This is a genomic window from Sporobacter termitidis DSM 10068 (assembly GCF_900130065.1).
GTDB lineage: Bacteria > Bacillota > Clostridia > Oscillospirales > Oscillospiraceae > Sporobacter > Sporobacter termitidis.
Window position 1 is genome coordinate 598,200 of sequence record NZ_FQXV01000001.1, and the last position, 24,711, is coordinate 622,910.

A 24,711-nucleotide genomic window follows, 5' to 3' on the forward strand; every position below is an offset into this window, starting at 1 on the left:
TCAATATCTGTTAATTATACCCCGGTTTGGGGGGTATTTTCAATGCTTAATATCACGATTTCTCCCGGAGCGACCTCCGCGCCCGCGACGCGCACGTCCGCGATGCCGAATTCCGTCCTGAGCGCGGCGATATTGCCGCGCCGCTGCCCCGTCATGACGGAAACGCGGGAGGGCGCCACGCCCAGCGTGACGCGCGCGACAGCGCCCCGGCCGCGGAGCAGCGCCCGCGCCCTGTTCAGATAAACCCGGGCGTATACGAGCTCGCCCAGCGCGGGATGGTACGCGCCGGCAGCAGCGGCCCCGCCCGACAGCTCGTCCGTCGGATTGAGGCCCAGCCGGACGATCGGGACCCCGGCGCTTTCAAACAGCGGCACGAGCTCGGCGCAGAGGCGCACGGCGTCCTCCACCGTGTGCTCCCGGTACTCCCCCCGCCGCCACATGTCCCACAGCGCCGTGTCCCGCAGGACGACGGCGGGGTATATTCGGACGCCGCCGGGCTTTAAAGCGATGATGCTTTCCGCCGTTTTTACCGCTGTGGCCGGTGTATCGCCGGGTAGCCCCGTCATCATCTGGAGGATCAGCTCGAACCCCATATCCCGAACGAGTCGGGACGCCTTTTCCGTATCCCGTGCGGTGTGGCCGCGCCCGGAGGCCAGAAGCACACCCTCGTCCATGGACTGCGCGCCGAGCTCCACCGTCACGACGCCGTAGCGCTTCAGCCGCTCCAGCGCCGCCCGGTCCACGGCGTCCGGCCGCGTGGAGACGCGGATGCCGGCGCCTTTATAGCTCTTTATAAAATCCTGCGCAGCGCCCAGCAGCGCCTCCTGCTCCGGCACGGGTATCGCCGTAAAGCTGCCGCCGTAGAAGGCCAGCTGCTTCGGGGCGCCGTCGTCCTTTAAAAAAGCCGCGCTTTCTACGGCGCGGCGGACGGTTTCGGGCGTCGCCGGCTGCAGGGCGCCGGAGATGCGGCGCTGGTTGCAGAACACGCAGTCGTTCGGGCACCCCAGGTGCGGGACAAAGACCGGGATCACGTGACGGCGCGGCGTCATTTCATCATGGCTTCATAGGCGACTCTGGCCGCGGCCTGCTCCGCCTCTTTTTTATTTCTTCCCGTTCCGGCGCCCCTGGCCTCGCCATTGAGGCGCACCTCCACCGAAAACTGCTTCATGTGGTCCGGGCCGCTCTCCCCGATCATGTGGTAGCTGAGCGTCTGGCCGCTCTTTCGCTGGACGAGCTCCTGGAGGAGCGTCTTATAGTCGCAGGCGGCCTTGACGGCTTCGTCGCGCCCGGACAGAACAAACCGCGTGACCATGGCCTTGGCCGCGTCGATGCCCCCATCCAGGAAGACGGCGGCGACGACGGCTTCAAAGGCGTCGGCCAGGATGGACGGACGGCGGCGGCCGCCGCCCAGCTCCTCGCCGCGCCCCAGCTTCAGGCAGGCACCCAACTCCAGCGTGTTCGCCGCGTTCTCCAGGCTCCGCTCGCAGACGAGCTCGGCGCGGATACGCGTCATCTGCCCCTCGGGCATATCCGGCTCGTTTTGATAGAGGAATTCCGCGACGGTAAAGCCCAGAATCGAGTCGCCGAGAAACTCCAGGCGCTCGTTGCAGGCAAGACCGCTTTTTTTGTTTTCGTTGGCCCAGGAGCTGTGCGTCAGCGCCGTTTTCAAAAGTGCCCCGTCCCGGAATACATAACCGAGTTTTTCTTCAAGTTTGTCCATGTCACCATGCCCCGCTCAATAGATTGGCGTCAACAGCCGAAGGGCCGTACGATGCCGGTACAACAAAGAAGGGCGGGTGATAAAACCCGCCCCGGATATGGCTTTTTCAGTCGATTTTGCTGGAAATGTATTTAAAGACGTCGCCGACGGTGACGAGCTTATACAGCACCTCTTCATCCGTCTCCGGGATGTCGAACTCTTCCTCGATGGCCATTGTCAGCTCCACGACGTCGAGCGAATCGGCGCCGAGATCGTCCGTAAACGAAGTATCCATATCAATGGAATCCTCGGCGACAGAAAACTGTTCGGCAATCAGAGCGCGCAGTCTGTCGAAAATGTCAGTCACGTATATCACCTCATTGTTACTTGAGTGCGGCCCGCCTGTCATGTTTCCGCCGCTTACTGATGAAATATTAAAACGCGGCATTTCATTTGTCAACAGTTTTTAGCGCCGTATTCTTAATTAATTTTTCTCTGCTTTTTCTTCGATTTTCATGCGCTCGATATTGCTCTGAATCTCCTCCGCGATATGGGCGTCGACGGTGGTCATCGCCTGCAGCACGGCGTTCTTGAGCGCGGCGGCACCGGACGAGCCGTGGGCCTTGATAACCGGCTTTGAGATACCCAGCAGCGCCGTGCCGCCGACCTTGTCGGCGTCCATCCGCTCCCGGAGGCTCCTGACGTGCTTTTTGACCAGCAGTGCCGCCAGCTTCGTCACGGCGTTCTTCATAAAGACGCCCTTGATCTCTCTCAGCAGGAAGGAGGCCGTCCCTTCGATGGACTTCAGGAGAATGTTGCCGGTGTACCCGTCGGCCACAAGCACGTCGCACTCCCCGTACATGACGCCCTTGGATTCCACGTTGCCGACAAAGTTCAGCGCCCCGTCCTTCGAGGCCTCCTCCAGGAGGCGATAGGCCTCGATCTGCAGGTCCGTCCCCTTGATGGACTCGGTGCCGATATTCAAAAGGCCGACGCGTGGCTTTTTTATCTTCAAAACGTGCTCGGCGTAAAACGACCCCATGAAGGCAAACTGCAACAGGTATTCCGGTGTGCACTCGGCGTTGGCCCCGCAGTCGATGAGGACAATGCCCTTGTCGCCCACCGGGAGGACGGGGGCCATCGCCGCGCGGCGGATGCCGCGGATGCGCTTGACGACAAGCGTCGCCCCCGACAGGAGCGCGCCGGTGCTGCCGGCGGACACCATGGCGTCGCCCAGGCCGTCGCGGAGCATGTTGAGCCCCACGAGCATGGAGGAGTCCTTCTTTTCCCGGATGGCCGTCACCGGGTCCTCGTCCATGGCGATGACCTGGTCGGCGTGGGCGATCTCGATCCCCTTCGGCAGTTCCGTCCTGCCCATCTTCTGGACGCTCCGGAGGATCTCCTCGCCCTTGCCCGTCAGAATGATCTCGATATTGAAGGCCTCGGCGGCTTCGATGGCACCTTTGACGATCTCGTCCGGCGCGTTGTCGCCGCCCATGGCGTCGATGATGATTTTCATTGCATATCCCCTCCCACCCGATATCCGTCAATGATATCGAGGGCTCTCTTTGATATCTCCTGGTTCTTGTTTCTCTTTCCCTTGACCTTGTACGGCAACGGGCTGATGATGCCGAAATTGATGTTCATCGGCTGAAATTCGCCCACCGAGCCGCCGGAAACGTAGAGCGCCAGCGCGCCGAGCGCCGTTTCGGCCGGAAAGTCGGCGGCCGGCAGCCCTTGGAGCTCCCGCGCCGTCTCAAGTCCCGCCAGCAGGCCGGAGGCCGCCGACTCGACGTAGCCCTCCACGCCGGTCATCTGCCCGGCAAAGCTGACGCGCGGCGCCGTCCTGAGCCTGTAGTACCTGTCCAAAAGGCGCGGCGCATCGAGATAAGTATTCCGGTGCATGACGCCGTAGCGGGCGAATTCCGCGTTTTTTAAGGCCGGGATCATGGAAAAAACGCGCTTTTGCTCCGGGAACTTCAGGTGCGTCTGGAACCCGACGATGTTGTACAGCGTTCCCGCGGCGTTGTCCTTCCGGAGCTGCACCACGGCGTAAGGCGCCCTCCCCGTTTTGGGGTCAACGAGGCCCACGGGCTTGAGCGGCCCGAAGCGCATGGTGTCCTCGCCCCGGCGGGCCATCACCTCAATGGGCATGCACCCCTCAAAGACGCCAGCGTCCTCAAAGCCGTGCACGTGGGCTTCCTCGGCGGTGCAAAGCGCCTGGCGGAACGCCAGATACTCCTCTTTTGTCATCGGACAGTTGACATAGTCCGCGGAACCCTTTCCGTAGCGGGAGGCAAAGTAAGCGCTGTCCATATCGATGCTCTCAAAGGCGACGATCGGCGCGGCGGCGTCGTAAAAGCTCAGAAATTTCTCCGAGCCCAAAAGCCCGCCGATGGCGGCGGTGAACCCGTCCGACGTCAGCGGCCCCGTGGCGATAATGACGCGCCCCTCCGGAATCTCCAGCTGCTCGCGTGACACGAGCGACACGAGCGGATGCGCCAGCAGCCTTTGCGTGACGCGCCCGGCGAACGCCGCCCTGTCCACGGCCAGCGCGCCCCCCGCCGGGACGCGCGTCTCGTCGGCGCAGGACATGACAAGGCTGTCCAGGCGGCGCATTTCCTCCTTCAAAAGCCCGACGGCGTTCGTCAGCTCATCGCTTCGGAGAGAATTGGAGCAGACGAGCTCGCAGAAATCGTCCGACACGTGGGCCGGCGTCTTCTTGGCGGGCTTCATTTCCACAAGCCGCACCGGGATACCGCGCGCGGCAAGCTGCCAGGCCGCCTCGCATCCGGCGAGCCCGGCGCCGACAACGGTGACGCTCATATGTCTTTGCCGGCCGCCGGTGTCTTTTTACCGGCGCTCTTCTTGCCGGCCGCCGGCGCGGATTTCGGTTTTGCGGCCGTCTTCTTGGCGGTTTTTTTCTCCTTGGCGGGGGCCTTTTTCCCGGCGGTCTTGCCCGCGGGCTTCGCGGCGGCCTTGCCCGCGGGCTTGGCCGGCTGCTTTTTATCCTCAGAAGCCGGCGCTTCGGCCGTTTCCCCGGTCTCGGTCTTCTTTTTGTAGCCGCGTTTGTCCTCCGGCAGGAAGTTGGGGCAGGCCTCGTTGATGCAGAACGGCTTCTTGAAGCCCCGGCCCGATTTCTTGAACAGGGTCTGGCCGCATTCGGGACAGTTTTCCTTCACAGGGACGTCCCACGTCATAAAGCCGCACTCCTTGAGCTTTTCGCAGGCGTAATATGTGTAGCCGTTTTTCGATGTACGCTTGAGAATCCTGCTGCCGCACTTCGGGCACCGGCCCGGCATCTCGACGACGAGGGGCTTGGTAAAGTTACATTCCGGGTAACCTGGGCAGGCCAGAAACCGACCGAACCGCCCGGCCTTGACGACCATCTGCCGTCCGCAGCGGTCACATATCTCGTCGGACAACTCGTCCGGGATCTTGATCCGCTCGCCCTCCAGGGCGGTCTCGGCGCTGTCGATAGACGCGGCAAAGCCGCCGTAGAAATCGGCCAGCACGCTCTGCCAGTCCCGAACGCCCTTTTCAATGCTGTCGAGGGACTCCTCCATGCGGGCGGTGAATTTCAGATCGACGATGTCGGAAAAACGGTCCTTCATGAGGCCCGTGACGACCTCGCCCAGCGCCGTGGGGCGGAGATTGCGCCCGTCCTTGACGACGTACTCGCGGTCCAGGATCGTGGAAATCGTCGGGGCGTAGGTGCTGGGGCGGCCGACGCCTGTCTCCTCCATCGCCTTGATGAGCGTGGCCTCCGTATAGCGGGAGGGCGGAGAGGTGAATTTTTGTTCCTTTTTGATGTCCTCCAGCTTTAGGGGCTCGCCCTCCTCCAGGTCGGGGAGCGGGGAATTGTTTTCTTCCCTGTCGTCGTCGCGCCCTTCCTCGTAGACGGCCGTAAAGCCGGAAAATTTGACGACGGAGTTCGTGGCCCGGAACACATAGCCGGCCGATACCACATCGACCGTGACGCTGTCGTAAACGGCGCTCGTCATCTGGCAGGATATAAAGCGGCTCCAGATGAGCCGGTAAAGCTTATACTGGTCGCTGGTCACGCTGTTTTTGATTTTGTCCGGCGTGATAAAAACGTTGGAGGGCCGGATAGCCTCATGGGCGTCCTGCGCCGTGTTTTTCGTCTTGTACCGCGTTGGGCTGCCGGGATAATACGACGGCCCGTACTGATTGGTGATCAGCGTCTTCGCGTCGCTGAGCGCCTCCTCGGAGATGCGCAGGGAGTCGGTTCTCATATAGGTAATGAGACCGACGGTGCCCTCGCCCTCGATGTCGATGCCTTCATACAGCTGCTGGGCGATGGACATCGTCCGGCGCGGCGTCATCCCCAGCTTGCGGGACGCCTCCTGCTGCAGCGTGGAGGTGATGAACGGGGGCGACGGAGATTTTCTCTTTTCCGAGCGCTTGACGTTACCTACCGTAAAGGGTGAATTTTCAACGGCGGCGACGACTTTTTTCACCTCGTCCTCGCTGGTGAGCTCCATCTTCTTGTCTTCACGGCCGTGGAAGCCCGCCTTGAACCGCCCCTGCTTGACAGTGCGCGAGAGGTCCACGTCCAGAAGCCAGTATTCCTCCGGCACGAAGGCGCGGATCTCATCCTCCCGGTCCGTCACCATCCTGGTGGCCACCGACTGGACGCGCCCGGCGGACAGGCCGCGCTTGATCTTCCGCCACAAAAACGGACTCAGCTTATAGCCGACGATCCTGTCCAAAACGCGCCTGGCCTGCTGGGCGTCCACCAGGTCCTTGTCGATGGCGCGCGGGCTTTCGATGCTGTCGCGCACGACCTTTTTGGTGATTTCGTTAAAGGTGACGCGGTACGCCTCCTCGTCCTTGAGGCCCAGGAGCTCCTTCAGGTGCCAGGAAATCGCCTCTCCCTCGCGGTCGGGGTCGGTCGCGAGGTAGACCCGGGCGCTGTTTTTCGCCGCGGACTTCAGTTCGCTGATCGTTTCCTCGCGGCCCTTGACGGGCTGATAATTCGGTAAAAAGCCGTGCTCGATATCGACGCCCAGCGTACTCTTGGGCAGGTCGCGCAGATGCCCCATGGACGCCGTCACTTTATAGTCGCTGCCGAGATACTTGCCGATCGTTTTTGCTTTGGCCGGAGATTCGACAATGACGAGATTGGTTTTTGCTTTTGCCATCCGGTTGATCCTCACTTCAAAATATGTAAATCACGCCGCCGGATTCGGGCGATTTGTCAATCGCCCCCACGGCTCTGTATTCAATCAACTTTATTTATTTCATACAATAACTTAAAATATTTACCCTTGGACTGCTCCACATAGCCGTCCAGCTCCAGCATCGTGAGCGCCGAAAGGACGGCGCCGGCACTCAGGCCGCTTTCCCCGATGATCTCGTCGATATGCCTTGCGTGCGGGCCGATCGCCGAAATAATCCTGAATTCATCGGCACTGAGCCGTTCCTTCAATCTTACCAAGTCAATATATTCCACGGTATTATCGTTGTCAATCTCTTTTTTTGCCGGTTTCTGACGCTTTCTGGCGGAAACGCCGGCGACGAGTCTCTCCGCCTGCTGTGCGCCGAGGGGCACTTTTTCCCGCCCGAACTGGATTTTATCGGGGTACAGGCCCTCGTATTCCTCGGCGATATCCTTTCCCGACATCACGGGAACGGCGCCCTCCCTGAGGAGCCTGTTCGAGCCCTCGCACGCCGGGGAATCGACGTTTCCCGGCAGGGCAAAGACATCGCGGCCCTGCTCCAGGGCGTGGGAGGCCGTGATGAGCGCACCGCTTTTCAGCGGGGCCTCAATGACCGCCACGCCGACGGAAACACCGCTCATGATCCTGTTCCGCTGCGGAAAATGCTCGCCGGCCACAGGCGTGCCGGGCGCGTATTCGCTGATGATCGCGCCGGTGCTGGCCACGTCCTCGAACAGCTGGCCGTTCTCCGGCGGATAGACGATGTCCAGCCCCGACCCGATGACGCCGACGACGCGCCCGCCGGCCCGCAGTGCGCCCAGCGCGGCGCACGAATCGACGCCCCTGGCAAGGCCGGAAACGACAAGGCACCCATGCCGCGCCAGCTCGTAGCCCATCCTTTCGGCGGCCTTTGTCCCATAGGGCGTGCAGCTGCGCGTGCCGACCACGGCGACGGCGGCTTCCTCATCCATCACAGGAAGGCGGCCCCTGACATAGAGGACGACCGGCGGGTCGGGGATGTTCCGCAGCCGCGCCGGGTAGTCTCCGTCAAAGAGCGTGACGATCCTGTACCCATTTTCCTCGCAAGCCTCCAGCGCCTTTTTGGCCGCCAGCAGATTCTTGTCACCCAGCGCCGCGAGATCGTTTTTCCTCAGGCTGGGAATATCGGCATATGATTTTTCATCCGCGAAAAAAACCTGTTCCGGCGTGCCGAACCACTCCAAAAGCCGGTTTGCCGCCCCGGCCCCGACTCCCGGCCTCGTGGACAGCCACACCCAATACTTCAGCGATGCCATGGCGCTTCTCTCTCTTTCTGTAACGTATTCTTTTTATTGTGTTCGTGACAACATCAGAAACGGTAAGACAGGGGCCCGCCCCCTCTGCCACCCTTTATAACAATTATACCCGGTGGCGTCAACCAGAGCGAGCCTCCGGCCTGCTATTTTTTCTTGTTCATTACATAACCTTGTTGAAATGGATTTATACGCGCACACAATATCCGAAATCGTAGGGCGGGGGCTTGCTCCCGCCGCCGTACTCTCCTGCAGAACCATAATGACATGGATATGTGTCGGCATAATAATACGCTTACTGATCATAACATTAGGGTACCGTTCCGGTAATGCGAGCAATTGCTGTTCAACGATTCTACCCAGCGGCGTCAACATGGTTTCGGCGGGAGCAAGCCCCCGTCCTACTGTTATTTGAGACAGCAACGGAAGATTGCTATACGTACAGATTGTTATATGATAGTATCCGTTTTCGCTGTAATCAAAGTTCTTCAGTCTTGGGTGCTTTCTCTTTGGAAGCTTTTCCATTGGTAATCCCACCTCGCGTATACTCATTTTACGCTATAGCACTTTCTATGCACGGACGAAGTCTGATACCTCTATTGGCGGGCCATTTCCCACAGGACGATTGCGGCGGCGGCGGCGGCGTTTAGAGATTCGCTGCCGGGGGACATGGGGATGATGATTTTCTCGTCGCATAAGCCAAGCATCTCCCGCGACAGGCCGCGGCCTTCGCTGCCGATGACGACGGCGGCGTTATGAAGTGCGACGTCCCGGATATTCCTGCTGTCAGGGGCAAGCGCGGCGCCGTACAGGCGGCGGCGCGCTGTCCTGAGCGCCGCGACACCGTCAAAGCTGAGGGTCAGGATGCGCTGCCGGAAGATGGCGCCCATTGTGGCGCGGATCGTTTTCGGGTTATAAGGGTCGGCGCAGCTGCCGGTGAGGACGACGGTACCGATACCCAGGGCGTTGGCCGTCCTGAGGACGGTGCCGACGTTGCCGGGGTCCTGAATGTTCTCAAGGACGAGCACGGCGCCTTCCGCCGCAGGCTCCCCTCCCGGTGCGGGCGCCGCGCAGGAGAAAAGGACGCTCTGCGGATTTTTCAGCGGCGAGACGGACGCGAGGATGTCCTGGCCGGCGGCGTATACGGGCACGCCGTCCGGCAGCCAGGGCGGCGTGCCGGCGCTTGTGAGGACGGCCCGGACCTCCGCGCCGTTTTGGACGGCCTCCCGCAAAAGCTTTTCGCCGTCGCAGAGGAACTCGCCGCGCTCGTGCCTGTAATCCCCGTCGGCGCCGAGCTTTTTCAGGTGGACGATCAGCGGGTTTTTTCGGCTTTTTATTTCAGTCATGTCCAAAACCTCTACACAAACAAAGCTGTGGCAGTAAGGTCGCCCTTAAAGCCGCAGCTTTTGTTATTTACTCTTCAATTGGCTTCATCGTTGGGAACAGGAGCACATCCCGGATGGAAGCGTTGTTCGTCAGCATCATGACGCAGCGGTCGATGCCGATGCCGAGCCCGCCCGTGGGCGGCATGCCGTACTCCAGGGCGTTGATATAATCCTCGTCCATCATGCCGGCCTCGTCGTCGCCGGCGCTTCGGAGCTGGACCTGACGCTGGAACCGCTGCTTCTGGTCCACCGGGTCGTTGAGCTCGGAGAAAGCGTTGCCCATCTCGTTGCGGCAGATAAAGAGCTCGAAGCGCTCCGTCAGGCGCGGGTCCGTCGGCTTACGCTTGGCCAGCGGCGAGACCTCGACGGGATGGTCGATGATGAACACCGGCTGAATAAGCTTGTCCTCCACGCGCTGGTCAAAGCACTCGTACAGGAGGTCTCCCCAGGATGGCGCCTTGCCGTCCGGCATCTTGACCCCGATAGACGCGGCGGCCTTTACGGCCTCCTCCACGCTGTCAAAGGACATGAAGTCGACGCCTGTGTACTGCTTGACGGCCGCGGCCATGCTCAGGCGCGGCCAGCCCGGCGTCAGGTCCAGCTCCTCGCCTTGCCAGGGCGTCTTATACGTGCCGAGGATCTCCAGCGCCGCGCTGGACAGGAGCGCTTCGAAGAGGTCCATCATGTCGTGATAGTCGGCGTACGCCTCGTACAGCTCCACGGTGGTGAACTCCGGGTTGTGCTTGGTGTCCATGCCCTCGTTGCGGAAGATGCGGCCGATCTCGTAAACGCGCTCGATGCCGCCGACGATCAGGCGCTTTAAGTGCAGCTCGGTGGCGATGCGCAGGTACATATCGATGTCCAGCGTGTTGTGATGTGTCACAAACGGACGCGCGGTGGCCCCGCCGGAAATGGTGTTGAGGACGGGCGTCTCCACCTCCATATAACCTCGGCCGTCGAGAAACGCGCGGACATGGCGGACAAAACGGCTGCGGATCTCAAAGGTGCGGCGCGTTTCCGGATTCGTGATGAGGTCCACATAGCGCTGGCGATATTTGAGCTCGGTGCTGGTAAGCCCGTGGAATTTTTCGGGCAGAGGGCGCAGGGACTTGGCAAGGAGCTTCAGTTCCTTGCAATGGATCGACACCTCGCCCATACGCGTCCTGAAAACGAAGCCGCTCAGGCCGACGATGTCGCCGATGTCGCCCTTTTTGAAATCGGAAAAGGCTTCCTCTCCCACGTCGTTGAGCCTGATGTACAGCTGAATCCGGCCTTTGTCGTCCAGCAGGTCGGCGAAGATCGCCTTGCCCATTTCACGCTTGGCCATAACGCGCCCCGCCATGGAAACGTCCTTATTCTCCATCTCTTCGAAATGCTCAAGGACGTCCGCCGTAAAAGCCGTCCGGGCAAATTTCGTCACGCAGAACGGGTCCCGGCCCTCCTCCTGAAGCTTCTTCAGCTTGGAGAGCCTGATTTGCAGAAGCTCCGAAAGCTCCTGCTCTGCCCCTACTTCAATCTCATCCGCCATAATAACCCCTCACGCGTTTTATTTGTCAATCTTCAGTATTTCAAACTGCAGCTTTCCGGCCGGAGCTTCCACCTCCACCGTGTCGCCGATCTTGTGGCCCATAAGCCCCCGGCCGAAGGGCGAATCGTCCGATATTTTACCGGTGATCGGGTCCGCTTCCTGCGAGCCCACCACCTGATACGTCTCCTCCGCATTCAGCTCGCAGTCCCTGACGGTGACGATGCTGCCGATGCCGACCTTGTCCGTCTCATCGCTTTTGGTGATGATCTCGGCGTTATCGATCAGATTCCGAATCTCGGCTATTTTTGAGTACAGCTTGCCCTGCTCCGTTTTCGCCTCGTCGTATTCGCTGTTTTCAGAAAGGTCGCCAAAGGACCGTGCTTCCTTGATTTGCTCGGCCACCTCTTTCTCTCTGACGGTCACAAGATAGTTGAGCTCCTCTTTTAATTCCTGAAGACGCTCCTCACTCATTTTGTATCTTGTTTCCTTAGCCATAGCCACCATCCTTTCGAATTTGAACCCGCGGTGCCGGAGACCATCGCCTTTGACCTGCCCGGCCGCTTCTCATTCATGGTAAATTTTTCTTGTCGATATAGATTTAAAAAAATACCGTGTCGGAAAACCGACACATGCGCGCCAAAAATATAACTGAAGAAGTGCGCTTTTCATTGCGCAGATTTCAAAAAATTAACTGCCGTATATGAGCACTCATTATAGTAAATACTTATATTTTTGTCAAGAGTCCCGGCGCGGGCCGGCCGTCAGCCGCACATCCTGGATGACAATATCTTCCGGCTGCAGCGTCCCGGCGTTCAGCGCCGCGGAAAAAAGAACGTCACGGGGGAAGCCGGACGGGAGCTCGCTCTCTCTTTCATCCGTCAGGCCGAGCGTCAGCTCCGAGACGGCCCGCCCGAACAGAACGCCTTCCAGCGCGCCCGCCCCGACCCCAAGCGCGACGCACTCGGGCGGCAGAACGACGAGGCGCTTCTGCGGGCCGAAAATGACGGCCACGTCGGCGCGACTCAGCTGCCGGTCCGTCGGCTGCTCGATAACGGAGACGCCTGTACGCCGCCGCAGCGCGTCGAACTCGCGGCCGCTGCCCGTCTCGGTGGTGACCATGAGATACTTGAACGACGCGCAGAGCTCCGTCAGGGTCCGCAGCACGGCCATCGTCAGCCGACCCGCAAAGAGCGCGGCGCAATGGCTGTCGCCGCCGAAGCGGGCGGCGATCCTGCCGGCCAGGGCCTCCCACAGCGCCCCACCGTCCATTTCATCAAAGCCTTCCCGCAGAACGAGCGCTCTATACGGGAAGTTTTTAGCAAATATCACCTGCCGCACGCGCCTGGCGCGCATCCATTCCGCGGCATTTTTGATGCGCTTCCGGAGCGCCTCCGGCTTCATCCCGGGTGAGCTTTCAATGACGGCCCGAAGCATCCGGACGCCCAGCACGACCTCGTCGCCGGCGCTGAAGCCTTTGTCATGCGCAGCCGCGCGCCGCAGCCGCCGCCACCACCCGGCGCGGGCCGTTTCCTCCGCGCCGATGAGACATATCATGCGCTCCTCCGATCATACCTCCGCCCCGGCATCCTCTCTGCCATGCAGCATTACACCATCACAGCGTCGTCCGCCCTGAGGCGTCCTCTGCCGCGCAGCATACGCCACACACAGCATCATTTGCCTTATAGCGTCCTCTGCTACGCAGCGTTGCGCCACACAGCATCATTCGCACCGAGGCATCATTCCCGCCTCTCCCACCTGTCATTCCCGCGCAGGCGGGAATCCAAATGCCGGCTTTACGAATGAATATATGATCGGGATTGTCCGCTTTATGCCTTATCGAGGAGCTGTATCGCCGCGTTAAGCTGCGTATCGCCGGCGCTGTCCAGCTGGCCGTTATAGAGCAGGACGTTGTCGCTGTCCGACAGCGCGACGTCCTTGTCCGGCGCGATGCCGCCCTGCTTCGTCAGGCTTACGCGGCGCGGGGTCAGGTATTCGCCGCTGGAAATGTGCAGGGCGCCGCCGTCCGGCAGCTCCAGCGTGATCTGCGAGCGATTCTTGCCCGTCGTGTGCTGGCCGACGACGGTGGCGTACTGATATTCCTGCAGCGCTGCGGCGAAGTATTCCGCCGCCGAGTAGGTATAGCTGTTGACGAGGACCACGGCGGGCAGCTTGACGTTATCCGCGTCCGACCTGGAGACGTCCTCTTTGCCGTCTTTCTCGACGGAGACAAAAATATCGCATTCCGGCAGCAGATAGTCGAGTATTTTTTTGAGCTCCGACACCTTTCCTCCGCCGTCGTTCCGGACGTCGAAGATAAACGATGTCGCGCCCTTACCGACAAGGTCGTCTGCGGCCTTGATAAATTCCTCAGCCGCGCCGCCGTCAAAATTCCTGATAGCGATATAGCCGATCGCGCCTTCCAGCAGCTTATAGCTGACGGGGTTTGTGTCGATCAGCGCGTACTCGGCGCTCACCTCCCGCGTTTTGCCGTCCGTCCCGAGGACGGTGAGGCGCACGGTCTGGCCGATCTGCCGGTCCACAAGGGCGGTGGCGTCGGAAAGCGCCAGCTTGGTGATGTCCTTGCCGTCAATGGCGGTGATAATATCGCCGGCGACGATCCCGGCCGCCGAAGCCGAGGAACCGGCATAGACGCTGACGACCAGTATCCCGCCGGTGGCGTCGTCCGTTTTCACGCTGATGCCGAGGCCGGAATACTGATTGTTGGAGGAATTGATATATTTCTGATAATCCTCGGGCGACATGTAATACGACCACTTATCGCCCAGCGCCGTCACCGTGGCGCTGAGCGCGGCCTCGGTCACGTCGGAGTCCTTATAGTCGCCGATGTAATATTCGCCGATATCCCGCCGGAGGGCGGCATACGTCCGGATATCGCTCAAAAGGCCGCCGCCGAAGTACAGCCACAGCCCGCCGAGCAGCAAAACGCATGTGAGCGCTGATGCCAGAAGCATCAGCGCCACAGCGGTTTTCAAACCGATTTGTTTTTTCATAGCTATATCCTATGCACTTGCGGATAAAGTATAATTTGTGAAAAATTGAAGCGGATTGATCCGGCTGCCATTCTGGGAGATTTCAAAATGCAGATGCGGACCGGTGGCGTCACCCGTGGCGCCCACCTTGCCGATGACGGCGCCCTGCTGCACCTTGGCGCCGGACTTGACGAGGATCTGGCTCATATGGGCGTACAGCGTCGTATATCCGTTGCCGTGGTCGATGACCACGTAGTTGCCGTAAGACGAGCTGTATTTTGCGATAATGACGGTACCGCTGTCGGAGGCTTCAATACTCGCTCCGTATTTTGCGCCGATATCGACGCCCGTATGCGTCCTGTACTCATGATAAATCGGATGGACGCGCGTCCCGTAGCGGGACGTGACGAGCGTGCTGCTCGGCGTCGGCCAGATAAAGCTGCCGGTACCCTTCACGGCCCCTGGCCCCTGGTTTTGCTTTTTGAGCTCCTCAACCTTCTTATTGATATCGCTCTGGACCTTGTCGGCCTCGGCCTTCTGCTTTTCGTAAAGATCCTTCGCCGTATCGATATCCTCAGCAAGCTTGGCCAGGAGCGCCGTAGAAGCGTCGAGCTGCTTCTCCAGGTCCGCTTCCTTCTGCGTCAGCTCCAGCCTGTCGGCTTCCTGCCCCGCCTTTGCCTCCTCCAGCGCGCTTTTGGCCTGGATCTTGGCCTCCTTGGCCGCCTGGAGCTGATCGTAAATCTTTATGTCGTACTGCATGATTCCGCGGACGAAGTCGAGGCGCGCCAGGAGGTCGGAATAGCTGTTGGCCCTGAAGATGACCGATATGTAGGAGATGGTGCCGTTTTCCTCCATCGTGCGCAGGTTGAGCTTGTACTTGGCCCACTGTGCGTCCTCGTTGGCCTGCGCCTGCTCCAGCTCGCCCTGTTTCTGGGAGATAAGCTGATCGTACTGGGCAATCTGATCGTTGATATTGTCGATCTCGTCCTGCGTCAGCTGGATCTGATTATCGAGAACGCCCTTCTGCTCCAGCGCCGACTTCTGCTGGTATTGCAGCGAGTTGATCTCCGACTGGATCTCATTTTTCTTCTTCTCGTACTCTTTCTGCTGCTGCTTGAGCGCATCGATCTGGCTTTGTGTCACGGCGGCCGCCGTCAGGCTGCCGACGACCACATACAAAACGGACATTGCCATAATGAGTGCCATCAGGATCGCGACGATCCGGATTACCCATTTTCTAGTCATAACGCACCTCCGTCAGACTCTCAGATAGTTCTTGATTGCCATTGCGCTCCCGGCGACACCAACACCGAACCCAAGAGCGATAAAGACAGCGAACATCGGTATCGCCACCGATGAAAACGGAACTGCCGTGATAAAGCTCATCGCGTTGCTTTTGAGAAGCATATTTGCAAAAACCGTGTAAAGTATCCACTGGGCAATAAACGCGACCAGCGCGCCGGCGAGCCCCAGGATAAAGCCCTGGAACACAAACGGCCATCGGATAAAGCCGTTGGTGGCGCCGACCATCTTCATAATGGCAATCTCCTCGCGCCTGTCAAAGGTGGCGAGCTTGATCGTGTTGGACATGATGAACAGCGAAATGACAAGGAGGATGGCCACCAGGACGAACGACACGATCCTGACGATGTTCCGCACCGTCACAAACCCCTGGGCCACGGCGAGGTTGGAGTTGGCCTCCGCGATGCCGCTGACGCCCCGAATATCATTCGTCGTCTGCTCCGTCAGCGAGATGTCCTGCATATAGACGTAGAACCTGTGGCGGAAGACGGACGAGTCGATGTTTTCAAAAAGGGACTTGTCCGTAAAGTTGCCCTCGAACTTCTGCATTGCCTCTTCGCGGGTGGTGAACTGCGCCGACTCCACGTTGGGCAGGGCCTCGATCTGGCTCTGGAGCGCCCGCGCCTGATCCTCCGACAGGCTGTCGCTGACGTAGGCGATCACAACGTTGTCCTTTTCAAACTGGCCGATGATCGAGCTGACATTGAAAGATAAAAGGGAAAAGCTGCCCATGATGATGAGGCACGCGACGATAATGCAGACGGAGGCAAAGGACATGAACCCGTGCGCAAAGATACCGCTGACGCCTTCCCTTATGTAGTAACCGGTGTTATACCTCTTCATAACTGTAATACCCGTCCATTCCGTCACTGATGATTCTGCCGTTGTCAATGGCGATGACACGCTGTGAGAACGCATCGACAAGCGCCTTCTCGTGGGTAACAACAAGGACTGTCGTGCCGAGCTCGTTGATTTTCTGAAGAAGCATAAGTATCTCCAGGCTGCGCGCGGGATCTAAGTTGCCTGTGGGCTCGTCGGCAACGATGAGGCTGGGGTTGTTGACCAGCGCCCTGGCGATGGCAACGCGCTGCTGCTCGCCGCCCGAGAGCTCGAAGGGCCGCATCTTCGCCTTCTGGTCAAGGCCCACAAGATTTAAAACATAGGGGACGCGCTTGCGTATCTCCCTGGGGGAGGCGCCGACAGCGTGCATGGCGAAGGCCACGTTTTCATAAACCGTCTTTTTCTGGATCAGCCGGAAGTCCTGGAAGATGACCCCGAGCGACCGCCGGAGAAACGGCATTTTGGACATTTTGATATTGACCAGATTAAAACCGTTGACGACCACCGTCCCATCCGTCGGCGCGATTTCGCCGGTGATGAGCTTCATGATCGTCGATTTTCCCGAGCCGGAGGGGCCTACCAAAAACGCAAATTCCCCGGGTTCGAGCTTGATATTAACGCCTTTGAGTGCTTTTGTACCATTTTCGTACGCTTTGAAAACATCGATGAGTTGAACCATTTAATATACCTCGTAAATCCGCAATCCGGGCAAAAGACATGGCTGTCTCTTGCCCGTAGCGCCCGTAGTCGTTATCTGATTAAAACTTCGATTCCTGTGAATTGAGATACTTTTTGACCATAAGAGCGACCTTGAAAACGATGGCATGGTCAAATTCCCTGAGGTCGAGCCCTGTGAGCTTTTTGATCTTTTCCAGCCTGTAAACGAGCGTATTCCTGTGGACGAACAGCTTCCGGGACGTCTCGGAAACATTCAGGTTGTTTTCAAAAAACTTGTTGATCGTGTAAAGCGTCTCCTGATCCAGCGACTCGATCGGGTTCTTCTTGAACACCTCGGACAAGAACATCTCGCACAGCGTCGTCGGCAGCTGATAGATCAGCCGGCCGATGCCGAGATTTTCGTAGTTGATGATCGTTTTCTCCGTGTCGAATACCTTGCCCACGTCGATGGCGACCTGCGCTTCTTTATAACGGTCGGCCAGCTCCCGGAGATGCTTGGCCGGCGTGCCGATGCCGATGACCGTCTTCAGGCCCAGCTCCTCGCCGAGCTTGTGCTCGATGGTGGCCGCCAGCTTGAGGACGTATTTCGAATCGGCTGCGGACGTGACTTCCTTGATGAGGGCGATGTCCGTCTCGCTGACGGAGATAACAAAGTCATGCTGCTTGTCCGGGAAGAGATTTTGCAGGAGCTCAATGGCCGCCACCTCCGCCCTGCCGATCTGGCGGACGACGAGGACGACGCGCGGAATATCGGTTACAAAGTGGAGTTCCTTGGCGCGGACATAAATGTCGCCCGGCAGGATGTTGTCGGAAATGATGTTTTTGACGAAGGCGCATTTATCATGATTTTCCTCATAATAAATCTTCGCTTCGGAGATTGCGATATACGCCATGACACAGATGGTTTTGGCAAAGTCATCTTCTCCGTCCACAAAAACGGCGTAATCAAACTGAGTGCCGACGCTGCCCAGCATTTTAAACGTCCTGCCGAAGTTTTTGACGACTTTGTCTCCTGTTTCCTCAGCGGCGGCCGGAAAAACACCGATGTTTGACCCCACAAGGGCCAGCTCGCTGCTGGCGACCACGGTCCCATCTGAATCTATGACGCCGATCAGGCGCTTTGTCGCTTCTTTCATTTGGACAATAACACTCTGAAAGATTCTGCTGGACATGACATTGTCCTCCCCATAATTCTTCGTTTACCGTATATTGAGAGCTTTCGTGATTTTGACGATACCTGCAATAGTAACATAATATACTGTTATCCAACATTTTTCAATAGAAAAATCAACGCAATTTGTTAATATTTTTAATTTTTTGTTATCGAAGCACATCCATTATGCCAAATGTACACAAACAGCGTCGTCTTATTATATACCGTCACCATAAAAATTAACGAATTTTCGAGCGGTTGAAATTTCAGGCCTCCCTGAAAACCGACGCGATCTCGTCGGCCGTCATTTCCCGGTACGCGCCCGGAGCCAGGCCGCCGTCCAGCGTCAGGCCGCCCACGGCGGTGCGCTTGAGATAGGTGACCGGTTTTCCCCGCGAGGCCAGCATACGCTTGACCTGATGGTACTTCCCCTCCCGGATTCTGACGGCGGCGCTGCTCTTCTCCCCTGAGGAAATGATCTCCAGGGCGGCCGGCAGGCATTTGAGCCCATCCTTCAGGACGATGCCGCCTGAAAACGCCCGGACGTCGTCGCCGGTAAGGCGGCCATCCGTTTCGACGTAATATGTTTTATAAATGTTTTTCGAGGGCGTGATGATCCGATGGGCGAAGTCGCCGTCGTCCGTCAGGATGAGAAACCCTTCCGCGTCCTTGTCCAGCCGTCCGGCCGGGAACAGGCGAAGTCGCCTGTCACTGTCAGACAAAAGCTCCAGCACCGTTTTTTCTTCCCGGTCCTCGGTTGCCGAGACGCAGCCGGCGGGCTTGTTCATCATAAAATAGTGATACCGCTTATAGCTGAGGTGCCTGCCGCCGACGGCAATGTCGGACGCCGCGGGATCGTATTTCTCCGCGCCCGACAGGGCGGGGGCGCCGTCCACGGTGACAAAGCCGCTTTTGATGAGCTGCGCCGCTTCCCGCCGGGAAGCGATTCCCGCGTCGGCGATGATTTTGTCCAGGCGCAATTTTTCCATAATAACCTCCAGCACGCAAGCATGTCATATATCGGGACAACGGCGAATAAGCTGTATCAACATTGTAACGGGGTGAATGGCATGTTTATTTTCACTGCTAAATTCAACAAAAAGAAAGCCGTACTCGCAGTACTCATCCTCGCGGCCGTGCTGATCGCCGTCATTTTGATTGCGGGCAGCATCAGCAGATCATCAAATGCGAAAAATGCGAAAGAAACGGCGGCTCTTTCCGCGGTCGTCAAAAACAACGATCAGCGCGTCAAATACTTGAATTCACTGGGCTGGGAGGTGGATAAGAACCCGCTCGAGGAGCAGCAGGTCGTCATCCCGAGAGAATTTTCGGATGTCTACACGAAATACAACGAGATTCAGACGCAGCAGGGATTCGATCTTTCCAAGTATGGGGGCATCGAGGCAAAGCGATACACCTACAAGGTGCTCAACTACCCCGAGACCACGGGAAACGTTGTGGCGGATATCATCGTCTACAGGAATGAGGTCATCGCCGGCGACGTCCAGTCCAACGCGCTGGACGGCTTTATGGTAGGCCTCAGGTATCCCAAGGGCTTGCCGTCGTCGCCGGCGCCCAGCGCGGCCCTGCCGACCGCCGGAAACCAGGGCGCCGTGCCCAGCGCACAGCCCAATGCCGGAAACCAGGGGACCGCACCTACAGCGCAGCCCAACGCCGGAAACCAGGGGACCGCACCTACAGCGCAGCCCAACACCGGAAACCAGGGGACTGCGCCCACCGCGCAGCCTAACGCCGGAAACCAGGGCGCCGCGCCTACAGTGCAGCCCAACGCCGGCAATCAGGGCACAAACCCGAACAACGCCGCAAACCCGAATAACGCGAACACGAGCGCGCTGACGTCGGACGCGTCGGCCCTGGAGGAACTGGAACCTTAAGCGGTGTGATGCGCCGGCACGAAATTGACAGCATGACAACACTGCCAAAAGGGCATTGCCATTAAAGGCAATGCCCTTTTTTTATGCGGAGATCGGATTACGCGTTGACGCCGGTGACGACGCCGGAACCGACCGTGCGGCCGCCCTCACGGATAGCGAAGCGGAGACCCTCTTCAATAGCGATGGGGGTGATGAGCTCGACATCTATGGTGACGTGGTCGCCGGGCATGCACATCTCGACGCCTTCCGGCAGGGTGATAACGCCGGTAACGTCCGTGGTGCGGAAATAGAACTGCGGTCTGTAGTTGTTGAAGAACGGCGTGTGGCGTCCGCCCTCATCCTTGGAAAGGACGTAAACCTGGCCCTTGAATTTTGTGTGGGGCTTGATGCTGCCGGGCTTGGCCAGAACCTGGCCGCGCTCGATGTCGGTCTTCGCAATGCCGCGGAGCAGTGTGCCGATGTTATCGCCGGCTTCGGCGTAGTCAAGCAGCTTGCGGAACATTTCAATGCCGGTGACGACGGTCTCCTTGGGCTCGTCCATCAGGCCGACGATCTGAACCTTGTCGTTCATGTTGACCTTACCGCGCTCGACACGGCCGGTGGCGACGGTGCCGCGGCCGGTGATGGTGAAGACGTCCTCAACGGGCATCAGGAACGGCAGCTCGGACTTGCGCTCCGGCGTCGGGATATAGCTGTCAACGGCGTCCATGAGCTCTTTGATGCAGGCGTACTCGGGGGCGTTCGTGTCGGTGGACGTGGACGCCAGAGCGTTCAGGGCGCTGCCCTTGATGATCGGGATGTCGTCGCCGGGATACTCGTACTTGGAGAGCAGCTCGCGGACTTCCATCTCGACCAGCTCGAGGAGCTCGGGGTCGTCGACCTGGTCAACCTTATTGAGGAAGACGACGATCGCCGGCACGTTAACCTGGTGCGCCAGCAGGATGTGCTCACGGGTCTGAGCCATCGGGCCGTCGGAGGCGGCGATAACGAGGATCGCGCCGTCCATCTGCGCAGCGCCGGTGATCATGTTCTTGATATAGTCGGCGTGGCCCGGGCAATCGACGTGGGCGTAGTGACGCTTCTCCGTCTCATACTCGACGTGGGCCGTGTTGATCGTGATGCCGCGCTCCCTCTCTTCAGGAGCCTTATCTATCTGGTCATAAGCCTCAAACTTCGCCTTGCCAGAGAATGACAGATACTTCGTGATAGCGGCTGTGAGCGTCGTTTTGCCATGGTCGACGTGACCAATCGTGCCGACATTGACGTGCGGCTTTGTTCTTTCAAACTTTTGCTTAGCCATGGTGGGTTGGTTCCTCCTTACAGTATTTAAATTTAAAAATAAACGTTTCCTTGTAATGCGGTATTTTACAATATTTTGCGGAAATTATCAATCTTTATTTTTCGGCCTTCCTGACGGAAATGAGCTCCTGCTGCAGCGATTTGGGCAGCTCCACATAGTGGCTGGGCTCCATGGCGTACGTGCCGCGCCCCTGGGTGCGGGAACGCAGGTCCGTGGAGTAGCCGAACATGGTGGACAGCGGCACAAACGAGTTGACCACGGCCGCGCCGCTCCTCGTCTCCATGCCGGTGATCTGTCCGCGGCGGGAGTTGAGGTCGCCGATGACGTCGCCCATGTAGTCCTCCGGGACTGTGACAACGACCTTCATGATGGGCTCCAGCAAAATCGGATCGGCTTTTTGCATCGCTTCCTTGAACGCCATGCTGCCGGCAATCTTGAAGGCCATCTCCGAGGAGTCGACCTCGTGATAGGAGCCGTCGTACAGCGTGACCTTCACGTCAACGACCTGGTAACCGGCTAGGATGCCTGCCTGCATCGCGCCCTGGATACCCTGATCGACAGCGGGGATATATTCCTTCGGGATCGCGCCGCCGACGATCTTGTTGATGAACTCGTAGCCCTTGCCGGACTCGTTGGGCTCAACGATGATCTTGACGTGGCCGTACTGACCCTTACCGCCCGACTGCCGGGCGTACTTGTGGTCGACGTCGGCGGTGCCGCGAATCGTCTCCTTGTAGGAAACCTGCGGTTTGCCCACGTTGGCCTCGACCTTAAACTCGCGCAGGAGCCTGTCGACGATGATCTCCAGATGAAGCTCGCCCATGCCGGCGATGATCGTCTGGCCTGTCTCCTCGTCCGTATACGTCTTGAAGGTCGGGTCCTCTTCGGCGAGCTTGCTGAGGGCGATGCCCATTTTCTCCTGGCCGGCCTTTGTTTTGGGTTCTATGGCCACGCGGATGACGGGCTCCGGGAACTCCATGGATTCCAGGATGATCGGCGCCTTTTCGCTGCACAGCGTATCACCCGTCGTCGTGTTCTTGAGGCCGACGGCGGCGGCGATGTCGCCGGAGTACACCATGTTGATGTCCTCACGGTGATTGGCGTGCATCTGAAGGATGCGGCCGAGTCTCTCCCTGTTGCCCTTTGTGGAGTTCAGGACGGTGGCGCCCGCCTCCGCCGTTCCGGAATAAACCCGGAAGAACGACAGGCGGCCCACATACGGGTCCGTCATGATCTTGAAGGCGAGGGCGCTAAACGGCGCCTCGTCGCTGGCGGGACGGGAATCGACCTCGTCCGTGCCGGGAACGACGCCCTGGATGTCCGGGATGTCGAGCGGCGACGGCATATAGTCAACGATCGCGTCCAGCAGCTTCTGGACGCCCTTGTTCCTGTACGACGTACCGCAGACGACCGGGATCATCTGCACGGCGACGGTGGCCTTGCGGATGGCCGCCTTGACGGCTTCGACACTGATCTCCTGGCCTTCAAGGTAGCGCTCCATGATATCCTCGTCGAAATCCGACACGGCCTCCAAGAGCTTTATATGATATTCATTTGCCAATTCCAGCATATTGTCCGGAATCGGCTCGACACGCATGTCTTTGCCAAGTTCGTCGTAATAGATGTCCGCCTTCATCTCAACGAGATCGATGATCCCCCTGAAATCAGACTCCGCGCCGATCGGCAGCTGAATAGGCACCGCGTTGGCCTTGAGCCTGTCCTCGACCATCTTGAGCACGTTAAAGAAATCCGCGCCCATGATGTCCATTTTGTTGACGTAAATCATCCTCGGAACATGGTATTTATCGGCTTGACGCCAAACCGTTTCCGACTGCGGCTCAACGCCGCCCTTTGCGCACATGACCGTCACCGACCCATCGAGCACGCGCAGCGAACGCTCCACCTCAACGGTGAAGTCAACGTGGCCCGGGGTATCAATGATATTGATGCGGTGGTCGTTCCAGAAACACGTTGTTGCGGCGGAGGTAATGGTGATACCCCGCTCCTGCTCCTGTTCCATCCAGTCCATTGTCGCGGAACCCTCGTGAACTTCACCTATTTTATAGGTCCGTCCTGTATAGAACAGAATACGTTCGGTCGTTGTGGTCTTTCCCGCATCAATATGAGCCATTATGCCAATATTGCGTGTTTTTCCCAGCGGATATTGTCTCGGCATATTACTCACTCCTTATCGTTTCCTGTAGTCTCTGGCGAAAAAGACCATTGCGATTACCAGCGGTAGTGTGCAAAGGCTCTGTTCGATTCAGCCATTCTATGGGTATCTTCACGTTTTTTCACGGCGCTGCCGAGACTGTTGGCGGCATCCATGATTTCGCCTGCGAGACGTTCTTTCATTGTTTTTTCGTTGCGTGCTCTTGAGTAGCTCGTCAGCCAGCGCAGACCAAGCGTCTGACGTCTGTCGGGCCTGACCTCGATCGGTACCTGATAGGTGGCGCCGCCGACACGGCGGGCCTTGACCTCCAGGGACGGCATGATGTTCTCGATAGCCGCCGTGAAGACTTCAAGCGGGGCTTTTCCTGTCTTCTCTCCGATGATGTCAAAAGCGCCGTAAACGACTTTTTGAGCTACGCCTTTCTTGCCGTCCAGCATAATGCTGTTGATCAGTCTCGTGACGAGTACTGAATTGTATAGAGGATCAGGCAAGACTTCTCTCTTCGGTACGTTACCTCTTCTGGGCACAATACTTCCCTCCTTCATATAAAATGATGTCATCGGTACTCCGGGAAAGTTGACCCGGTGGGTGCCTGCCGCTGAGGCAACATACATCTGTCATTCCCGCCAGACGGGAACCCACATATTTTATAATGTATATATACCTTCATGGCAAGGCGTTCAGCCTCACGCACAAAGCGTTGTCAGCTTCACTTTTTACTTTTTGGTTGCCGTACCCTTGCCAGCCTTCGGCTTTTTGGCGCCGTACTTGGAGCGGGCCTGCATGCGCTTGGCCACGCCTTGGGTATCGAGTGTGCCGCGGATGATGTGATAACGGACACCAGGCAGGTCCTTGACACGGCCGCCGCGAATCATGACGACGGAGTGCTCCTGCAGATTGTGGCCGATACCGGGGATATACGCGGTAACCTCATAGCCGTTTGTGAGACGGACACGAGCGATCTTCCGGAGTGCGGAGTTCGGCTTTTTCGGCGTCGAAGTTCTGACCGCCGTGCAAACACCGCGCTTCTGGGGGGATGACAGATCCGTCTCCTTGTTCTTCAGGGTGTTAAGACCCTTCTGCATCGCCGGAGAGGTGGATTTGTACGTCTGGGTCTCTCTGCCCTTTCTGACAAGCTGATTGAATGTTGGCATTATGTTCCTCCTTTCTGAACGTTATTTTATTTTTATCGAAACGTTTTTTAGGCATTTCGTAAAAATCGGATGCACAGAATCGTGCAATATCACACAGGCTAATACGATAACACAAAACCCGCCCCGCGTCAACATATTT

At 58.4% G+C, this 24,711-nt stretch carries 23 protein-coding genes; 1 reads left to right on the forward strand and 22 read right to left on the reverse strand.

From position 1 onward, the window contains the following. Positions 1-14: 14 nt before the first annotated feature. From BUB60_RS02825 to BUB60_RS02910, 18 genes are all read right to left on the reverse strand, one after another. Entirely contained in the window at positions 15-1,049 is a 1,035-nt protein-coding gene (locus BUB60_RS02825; protein ID WP_073076095.1) for an elongator complex protein 3, read from the reverse strand. Then, positions 1,046-1,720, reverse strand: coding sequence for a ribonuclease III (rnc, locus tag BUB60_RS02830; RefSeq protein ID WP_073076096.1), 675 nt, complete (start codon positions 1,718-1,720; stop codon positions 1,046-1,048). Before rnc ends, BUB60_RS02825 begins: the two co-directional genes overlap by 4 nt. Before the next feature lie 106 nt (positions 1,721-1,826). Beyond that, positions 1,827-2,057 (reverse strand): acyl carrier protein, encoded by a 231-nt coding sequence (gene acpP / locus BUB60_RS02835; RefSeq protein WP_423242340.1) that lies wholly within the window; start codon positions 2,055-2,057, stop codon positions 1,827-1,829. A gap of 126 nt (positions 2,058-2,183) precedes the next feature. Beyond that, entirely contained in the window at positions 2,184-3,218 is a 1,035-nt protein-coding gene (gene plsX, locus BUB60_RS02840) for a phosphate acyltransferase PlsX (RefSeq protein WP_073076098.1), read from the reverse strand. Further along, positions 3,215-4,525 (reverse strand): methylenetetrahydrofolate--tRNA-(uracil(54)-C(5))-methyltransferase (FADH(2)-oxidizing) TrmFO, encoded by a 1,311-nt coding sequence (trmFO, locus tag BUB60_RS02845; RefSeq protein ID WP_073076099.1) that lies wholly within the window; start codon positions 4,523-4,525, stop codon positions 3,215-3,217. The genes plsX and trmFO overlap by 4 nt, the downstream gene beginning before the upstream one ends. Beyond that, positions 4,522-6,864 carry a type I DNA topoisomerase gene (topA, locus tag BUB60_RS02850; RefSeq protein WP_073076100.1) on the reverse strand — a complete coding sequence of 781 codons (2,343 nt, stop codon included), beginning with the start codon at positions 6,862-6,864 and terminating at the stop codon, positions 4,522-4,524. The genes trmFO and topA overlap by 4 nt, the downstream gene beginning before the upstream one ends. A gap of 80 nt (positions 6,865-6,944) precedes the next feature. Beyond that, on the reverse strand, positions 6,945-8,177 hold the full coding sequence (gene dprA, locus BUB60_RS02855) for a DNA-processing protein DprA (protein ID WP_073076101.1): 1,233 nt from the start codon (positions 8,175-8,177) through the stop codon (positions 6,945-6,947). Positions 8,178-8,210: 33 nt separating this feature from the next. Beyond that, a complete protein-coding gene (locus BUB60_RS02860; protein ID WP_073076102.1) occupies positions 8,211-8,699 on the reverse strand; it encodes a transposase in 489 nt (162 codons plus the stop codon). 71 nt (positions 8,700-8,770) lie between these two features. Beyond that, complete coding sequence (locus BUB60_RS02865) at positions 8,771-9,520, reverse strand: TrmH family RNA methyltransferase (protein WP_073076103.1); 750 nt, start codon at positions 9,518-9,520, stop codon at positions 8,771-8,773. A 67-nt stretch (positions 9,521-9,587) separates the two neighbouring features. Next, positions 9,588-11,087, reverse strand: a complete 1,500-nt coding sequence (gene lysS, locus BUB60_RS02870; RefSeq protein WP_073076104.1) for a lysine--tRNA ligase — start codon at positions 11,085-11,087, stop codon at positions 9,588-9,590. Between the two features lie 18 nt (positions 11,088-11,105). Continuing rightward, positions 11,106-11,582, reverse strand: a complete 477-nt coding sequence (gene greA, locus BUB60_RS02875) for a transcription elongation factor GreA (RefSeq protein ID WP_073076105.1) — start codon at positions 11,580-11,582, stop codon at positions 11,106-11,108. 240 nt (positions 11,583-11,822) lie between these two features. After that, positions 11,823-12,641 (reverse strand): hypothetical protein, encoded by an 819-nt coding sequence (locus tag BUB60_RS02880; RefSeq protein ID WP_073076106.1) that lies wholly within the window; start codon positions 12,639-12,641, stop codon positions 11,823-11,825. A 272-nt stretch (positions 12,642-12,913) separates the two neighbouring features. Next, a complete protein-coding gene (locus tag BUB60_RS02885; protein ID WP_073076107.1) occupies positions 12,914-14,098 on the reverse strand; it encodes a S41 family peptidase in 1,185 nt (394 codons plus the stop codon). Between the two features lie 9 nt (positions 14,099-14,107). After that, the gene (locus BUB60_RS20720) at positions 14,108-15,322 is read right to left on the reverse strand and encodes a murein hydrolase activator EnvC family protein (RefSeq protein ID WP_073076108.1); all 1,215 of its coding nucleotides are present in this window, start codon (positions 15,320-15,322) and stop codon (positions 14,108-14,110) included. Positions 15,323-15,334: 12 nt separating this feature from the next. Further along, a complete protein-coding gene (gene ftsX / locus BUB60_RS02895; protein ID WP_073076109.1) occupies positions 15,335-16,222 on the reverse strand; it encodes a permease-like cell division protein FtsX in 888 nt (295 codons plus the stop codon). Continuing rightward, entirely contained in the window at positions 16,209-16,898 is a 690-nt protein-coding gene (gene ftsE, locus BUB60_RS02900) for a cell division ATP-binding protein FtsE (RefSeq protein WP_073076110.1), read from the reverse strand. The genes ftsX and ftsE overlap by 14 nt, the downstream gene beginning before the upstream one ends. 79 nt (positions 16,899-16,977) lie before the next feature. After that, entirely contained in the window at positions 16,978-18,069 is a 1,092-nt protein-coding gene (locus BUB60_RS02905) for a PucR family transcriptional regulator (protein ID WP_073076111.1), read from the reverse strand. A gap of 247 nt (positions 18,070-18,316) precedes the next feature. Then, positions 18,317-19,039, reverse strand: a complete 723-nt coding sequence (locus BUB60_RS02910) for a pseudouridine synthase (protein ID WP_073076112.1) — start codon at positions 19,037-19,039, stop codon at positions 18,317-18,319. Between the two features lie 81 nt (positions 19,040-19,120). Between BUB60_RS02910 and BUB60_RS02915 the strand changes: the two genes are divergently transcribed. Then, a complete protein-coding gene (locus BUB60_RS02915) occupies positions 19,121-19,945 on the forward strand; it encodes a DUF4830 domain-containing protein (RefSeq protein ID WP_073076113.1) in 825 nt (274 codons plus the stop codon). A 97-nt stretch (positions 19,946-20,042) separates the two neighbouring features. On the opposite strand, the gene tuf is transcribed toward BUB60_RS02915, so the two are convergent. The 4 genes from tuf to rpsL form a co-directional block, all read right to left on the reverse strand. Further along, entirely contained in the window at positions 20,043-21,245 is a 1,203-nt protein-coding gene (gene tuf / locus BUB60_RS02920) for an elongation factor Tu (RefSeq protein ID WP_073076114.1), read from the reverse strand. A 94-nt stretch (positions 21,246-21,339) separates the two neighbouring features. Then, the gene (gene fusA / locus BUB60_RS02925; RefSeq protein ID WP_073076115.1) at positions 21,340-23,421 is read right to left on the reverse strand and encodes an elongation factor G; all 2,082 of its coding nucleotides are present in this window, start codon (positions 23,419-23,421) and stop codon (positions 21,340-21,342) included. 53 nt (positions 23,422-23,474) lie between these two features. Next, positions 23,475-23,945, reverse strand: coding sequence for a 30S ribosomal protein S7 (rpsG, locus tag BUB60_RS02930; protein ID WP_200796590.1), 471 nt, complete (start codon positions 23,943-23,945; stop codon positions 23,475-23,477). 189 nt (positions 23,946-24,134) lie between these two features. Further along, positions 24,135-24,572 carry a 30S ribosomal protein S12 gene (gene rpsL / locus BUB60_RS02935; protein ID WP_073076116.1) on the reverse strand — a complete coding sequence of 146 codons (438 nt, stop codon included), beginning with the start codon at positions 24,570-24,572 and terminating at the stop codon, positions 24,135-24,137. Between the last annotated feature and the right edge of the window lie 139 nt (positions 24,573-24,711).

Coding starts and splice junctions, on each gene's coding strand:
- BUB60_RS02825 (WP_073076095.1), bottom strand. CDS start 1,049: ATGACGCCGCGCCGTCACGTGATCCCGGTCTTTGTCCCGCACCTGGGG.
- rnc (WP_073076096.1), bottom strand. CDS start 1,720: ATGGACAAACTTGAAGAAAAACTCGGTTATGTATTCCGGGACGGGGCA.
- plsX (WP_073076098.1), bottom strand. CDS start 3,218: ATGAAAATCATCATCGACGCCATGGGCGGCGACAACGCGCCGGACGAG.
- trmFO (WP_073076099.1), bottom strand. CDS start 4,525: ATGAGCGTCACCGTTGTCGGCGCCGGGCTCGCCGGATGCGAGGCGGCC.
- topA (WP_073076100.1), bottom strand. CDS start 6,864: ATGGCAAAAGCAAAAACCAATCTCGTCATTGTCGAATCTCCGGCCAAA.
- dprA (WP_073076101.1), bottom strand. CDS start 8,177: ATGGCATCGCTGAAGTATTGGGTGTGGCTGTCCACGAGGCCGGGAGTC.
- BUB60_RS02860 (WP_073076102.1), bottom strand. CDS start 8,699: ATGGAAAAGCTTCCAAAGAGAAAGCACCCAAGACTGAAGAACTTTGAT.
- BUB60_RS02865 (WP_073076103.1), bottom strand. CDS start 9,520: ATGACTGAAATAAAAAGCCGAAAAAACCCGCTGATCGTCCACCTGAAA.
- lysS (WP_073076104.1), bottom strand. CDS start 11,087: ATGGCGGATGAGATTGAAGTAGGGGCAGAGCAGGAGCTTTCGGAGCTT.
- greA (WP_073076105.1), bottom strand. CDS start 11,582: ATGGCTAAGGAAACAAGATACAAAATGAGTGAGGAGCGTCTTCAGGAA.
- BUB60_RS02880 (WP_073076106.1), bottom strand. CDS start 12,641: ATGATATGTCTCATCGGCGCGGAGGAAACGGCCCGCGCCGGGTGGTGG.
- BUB60_RS02885 (WP_073076107.1), bottom strand. CDS start 14,098: ATGAAAAAACAAATCGGTTTGAAAACCGCTGTGGCGCTGATGCTTCTG.
- BUB60_RS20720 (WP_073076108.1), bottom strand. CDS start 15,322: ATGACTAGAAAATGGGTAATCCGGATCGTCGCGATCCTGATGGCACTC.
- ftsX (WP_073076109.1), bottom strand. CDS start 16,222: ATGAAGAGGTATAACACCGGTTACTACATAAGGGAAGGCGTCAGCGGT.
- ftsE (WP_073076110.1), bottom strand. CDS start 16,898: ATGGTTCAACTCATCGATGTTTTCAAAGCGTACGAAAATGGTACAAAA.
- BUB60_RS02905 (WP_073076111.1), bottom strand. CDS start 18,069: ATGTCCAGCAGAATCTTTCAGAGTGTTATTGTCCAAATGAAAGAAGCG.
- BUB60_RS02910 (WP_073076112.1), bottom strand. CDS start 19,039: ATGGAAAAATTGCGCCTGGACAAAATCATCGCCGACGCGGGAATCGCT.
- BUB60_RS02915 (WP_073076113.1), top strand. CDS start 19,121: ATGTTTATTTTCACTGCTAAATTCAACAAAAAGAAAGCCGTACTCGCA.
- tuf (WP_073076114.1), bottom strand. CDS start 21,245: ATGGCTAAGCAAAAGTTTGAAAGAACAAAGCCGCACGTCAATGTCGGC.
- fusA (WP_073076115.1), bottom strand. CDS start 23,421: ATGCCGAGACAATATCCGCTGGGAAAAACACGCAATATTGGCATAATG.
- rpsL (WP_073076116.1), bottom strand. CDS start 24,572: ATGCCAACATTCAATCAGCTTGTCAGAAAGGGCAGAGAGACCCAGACG.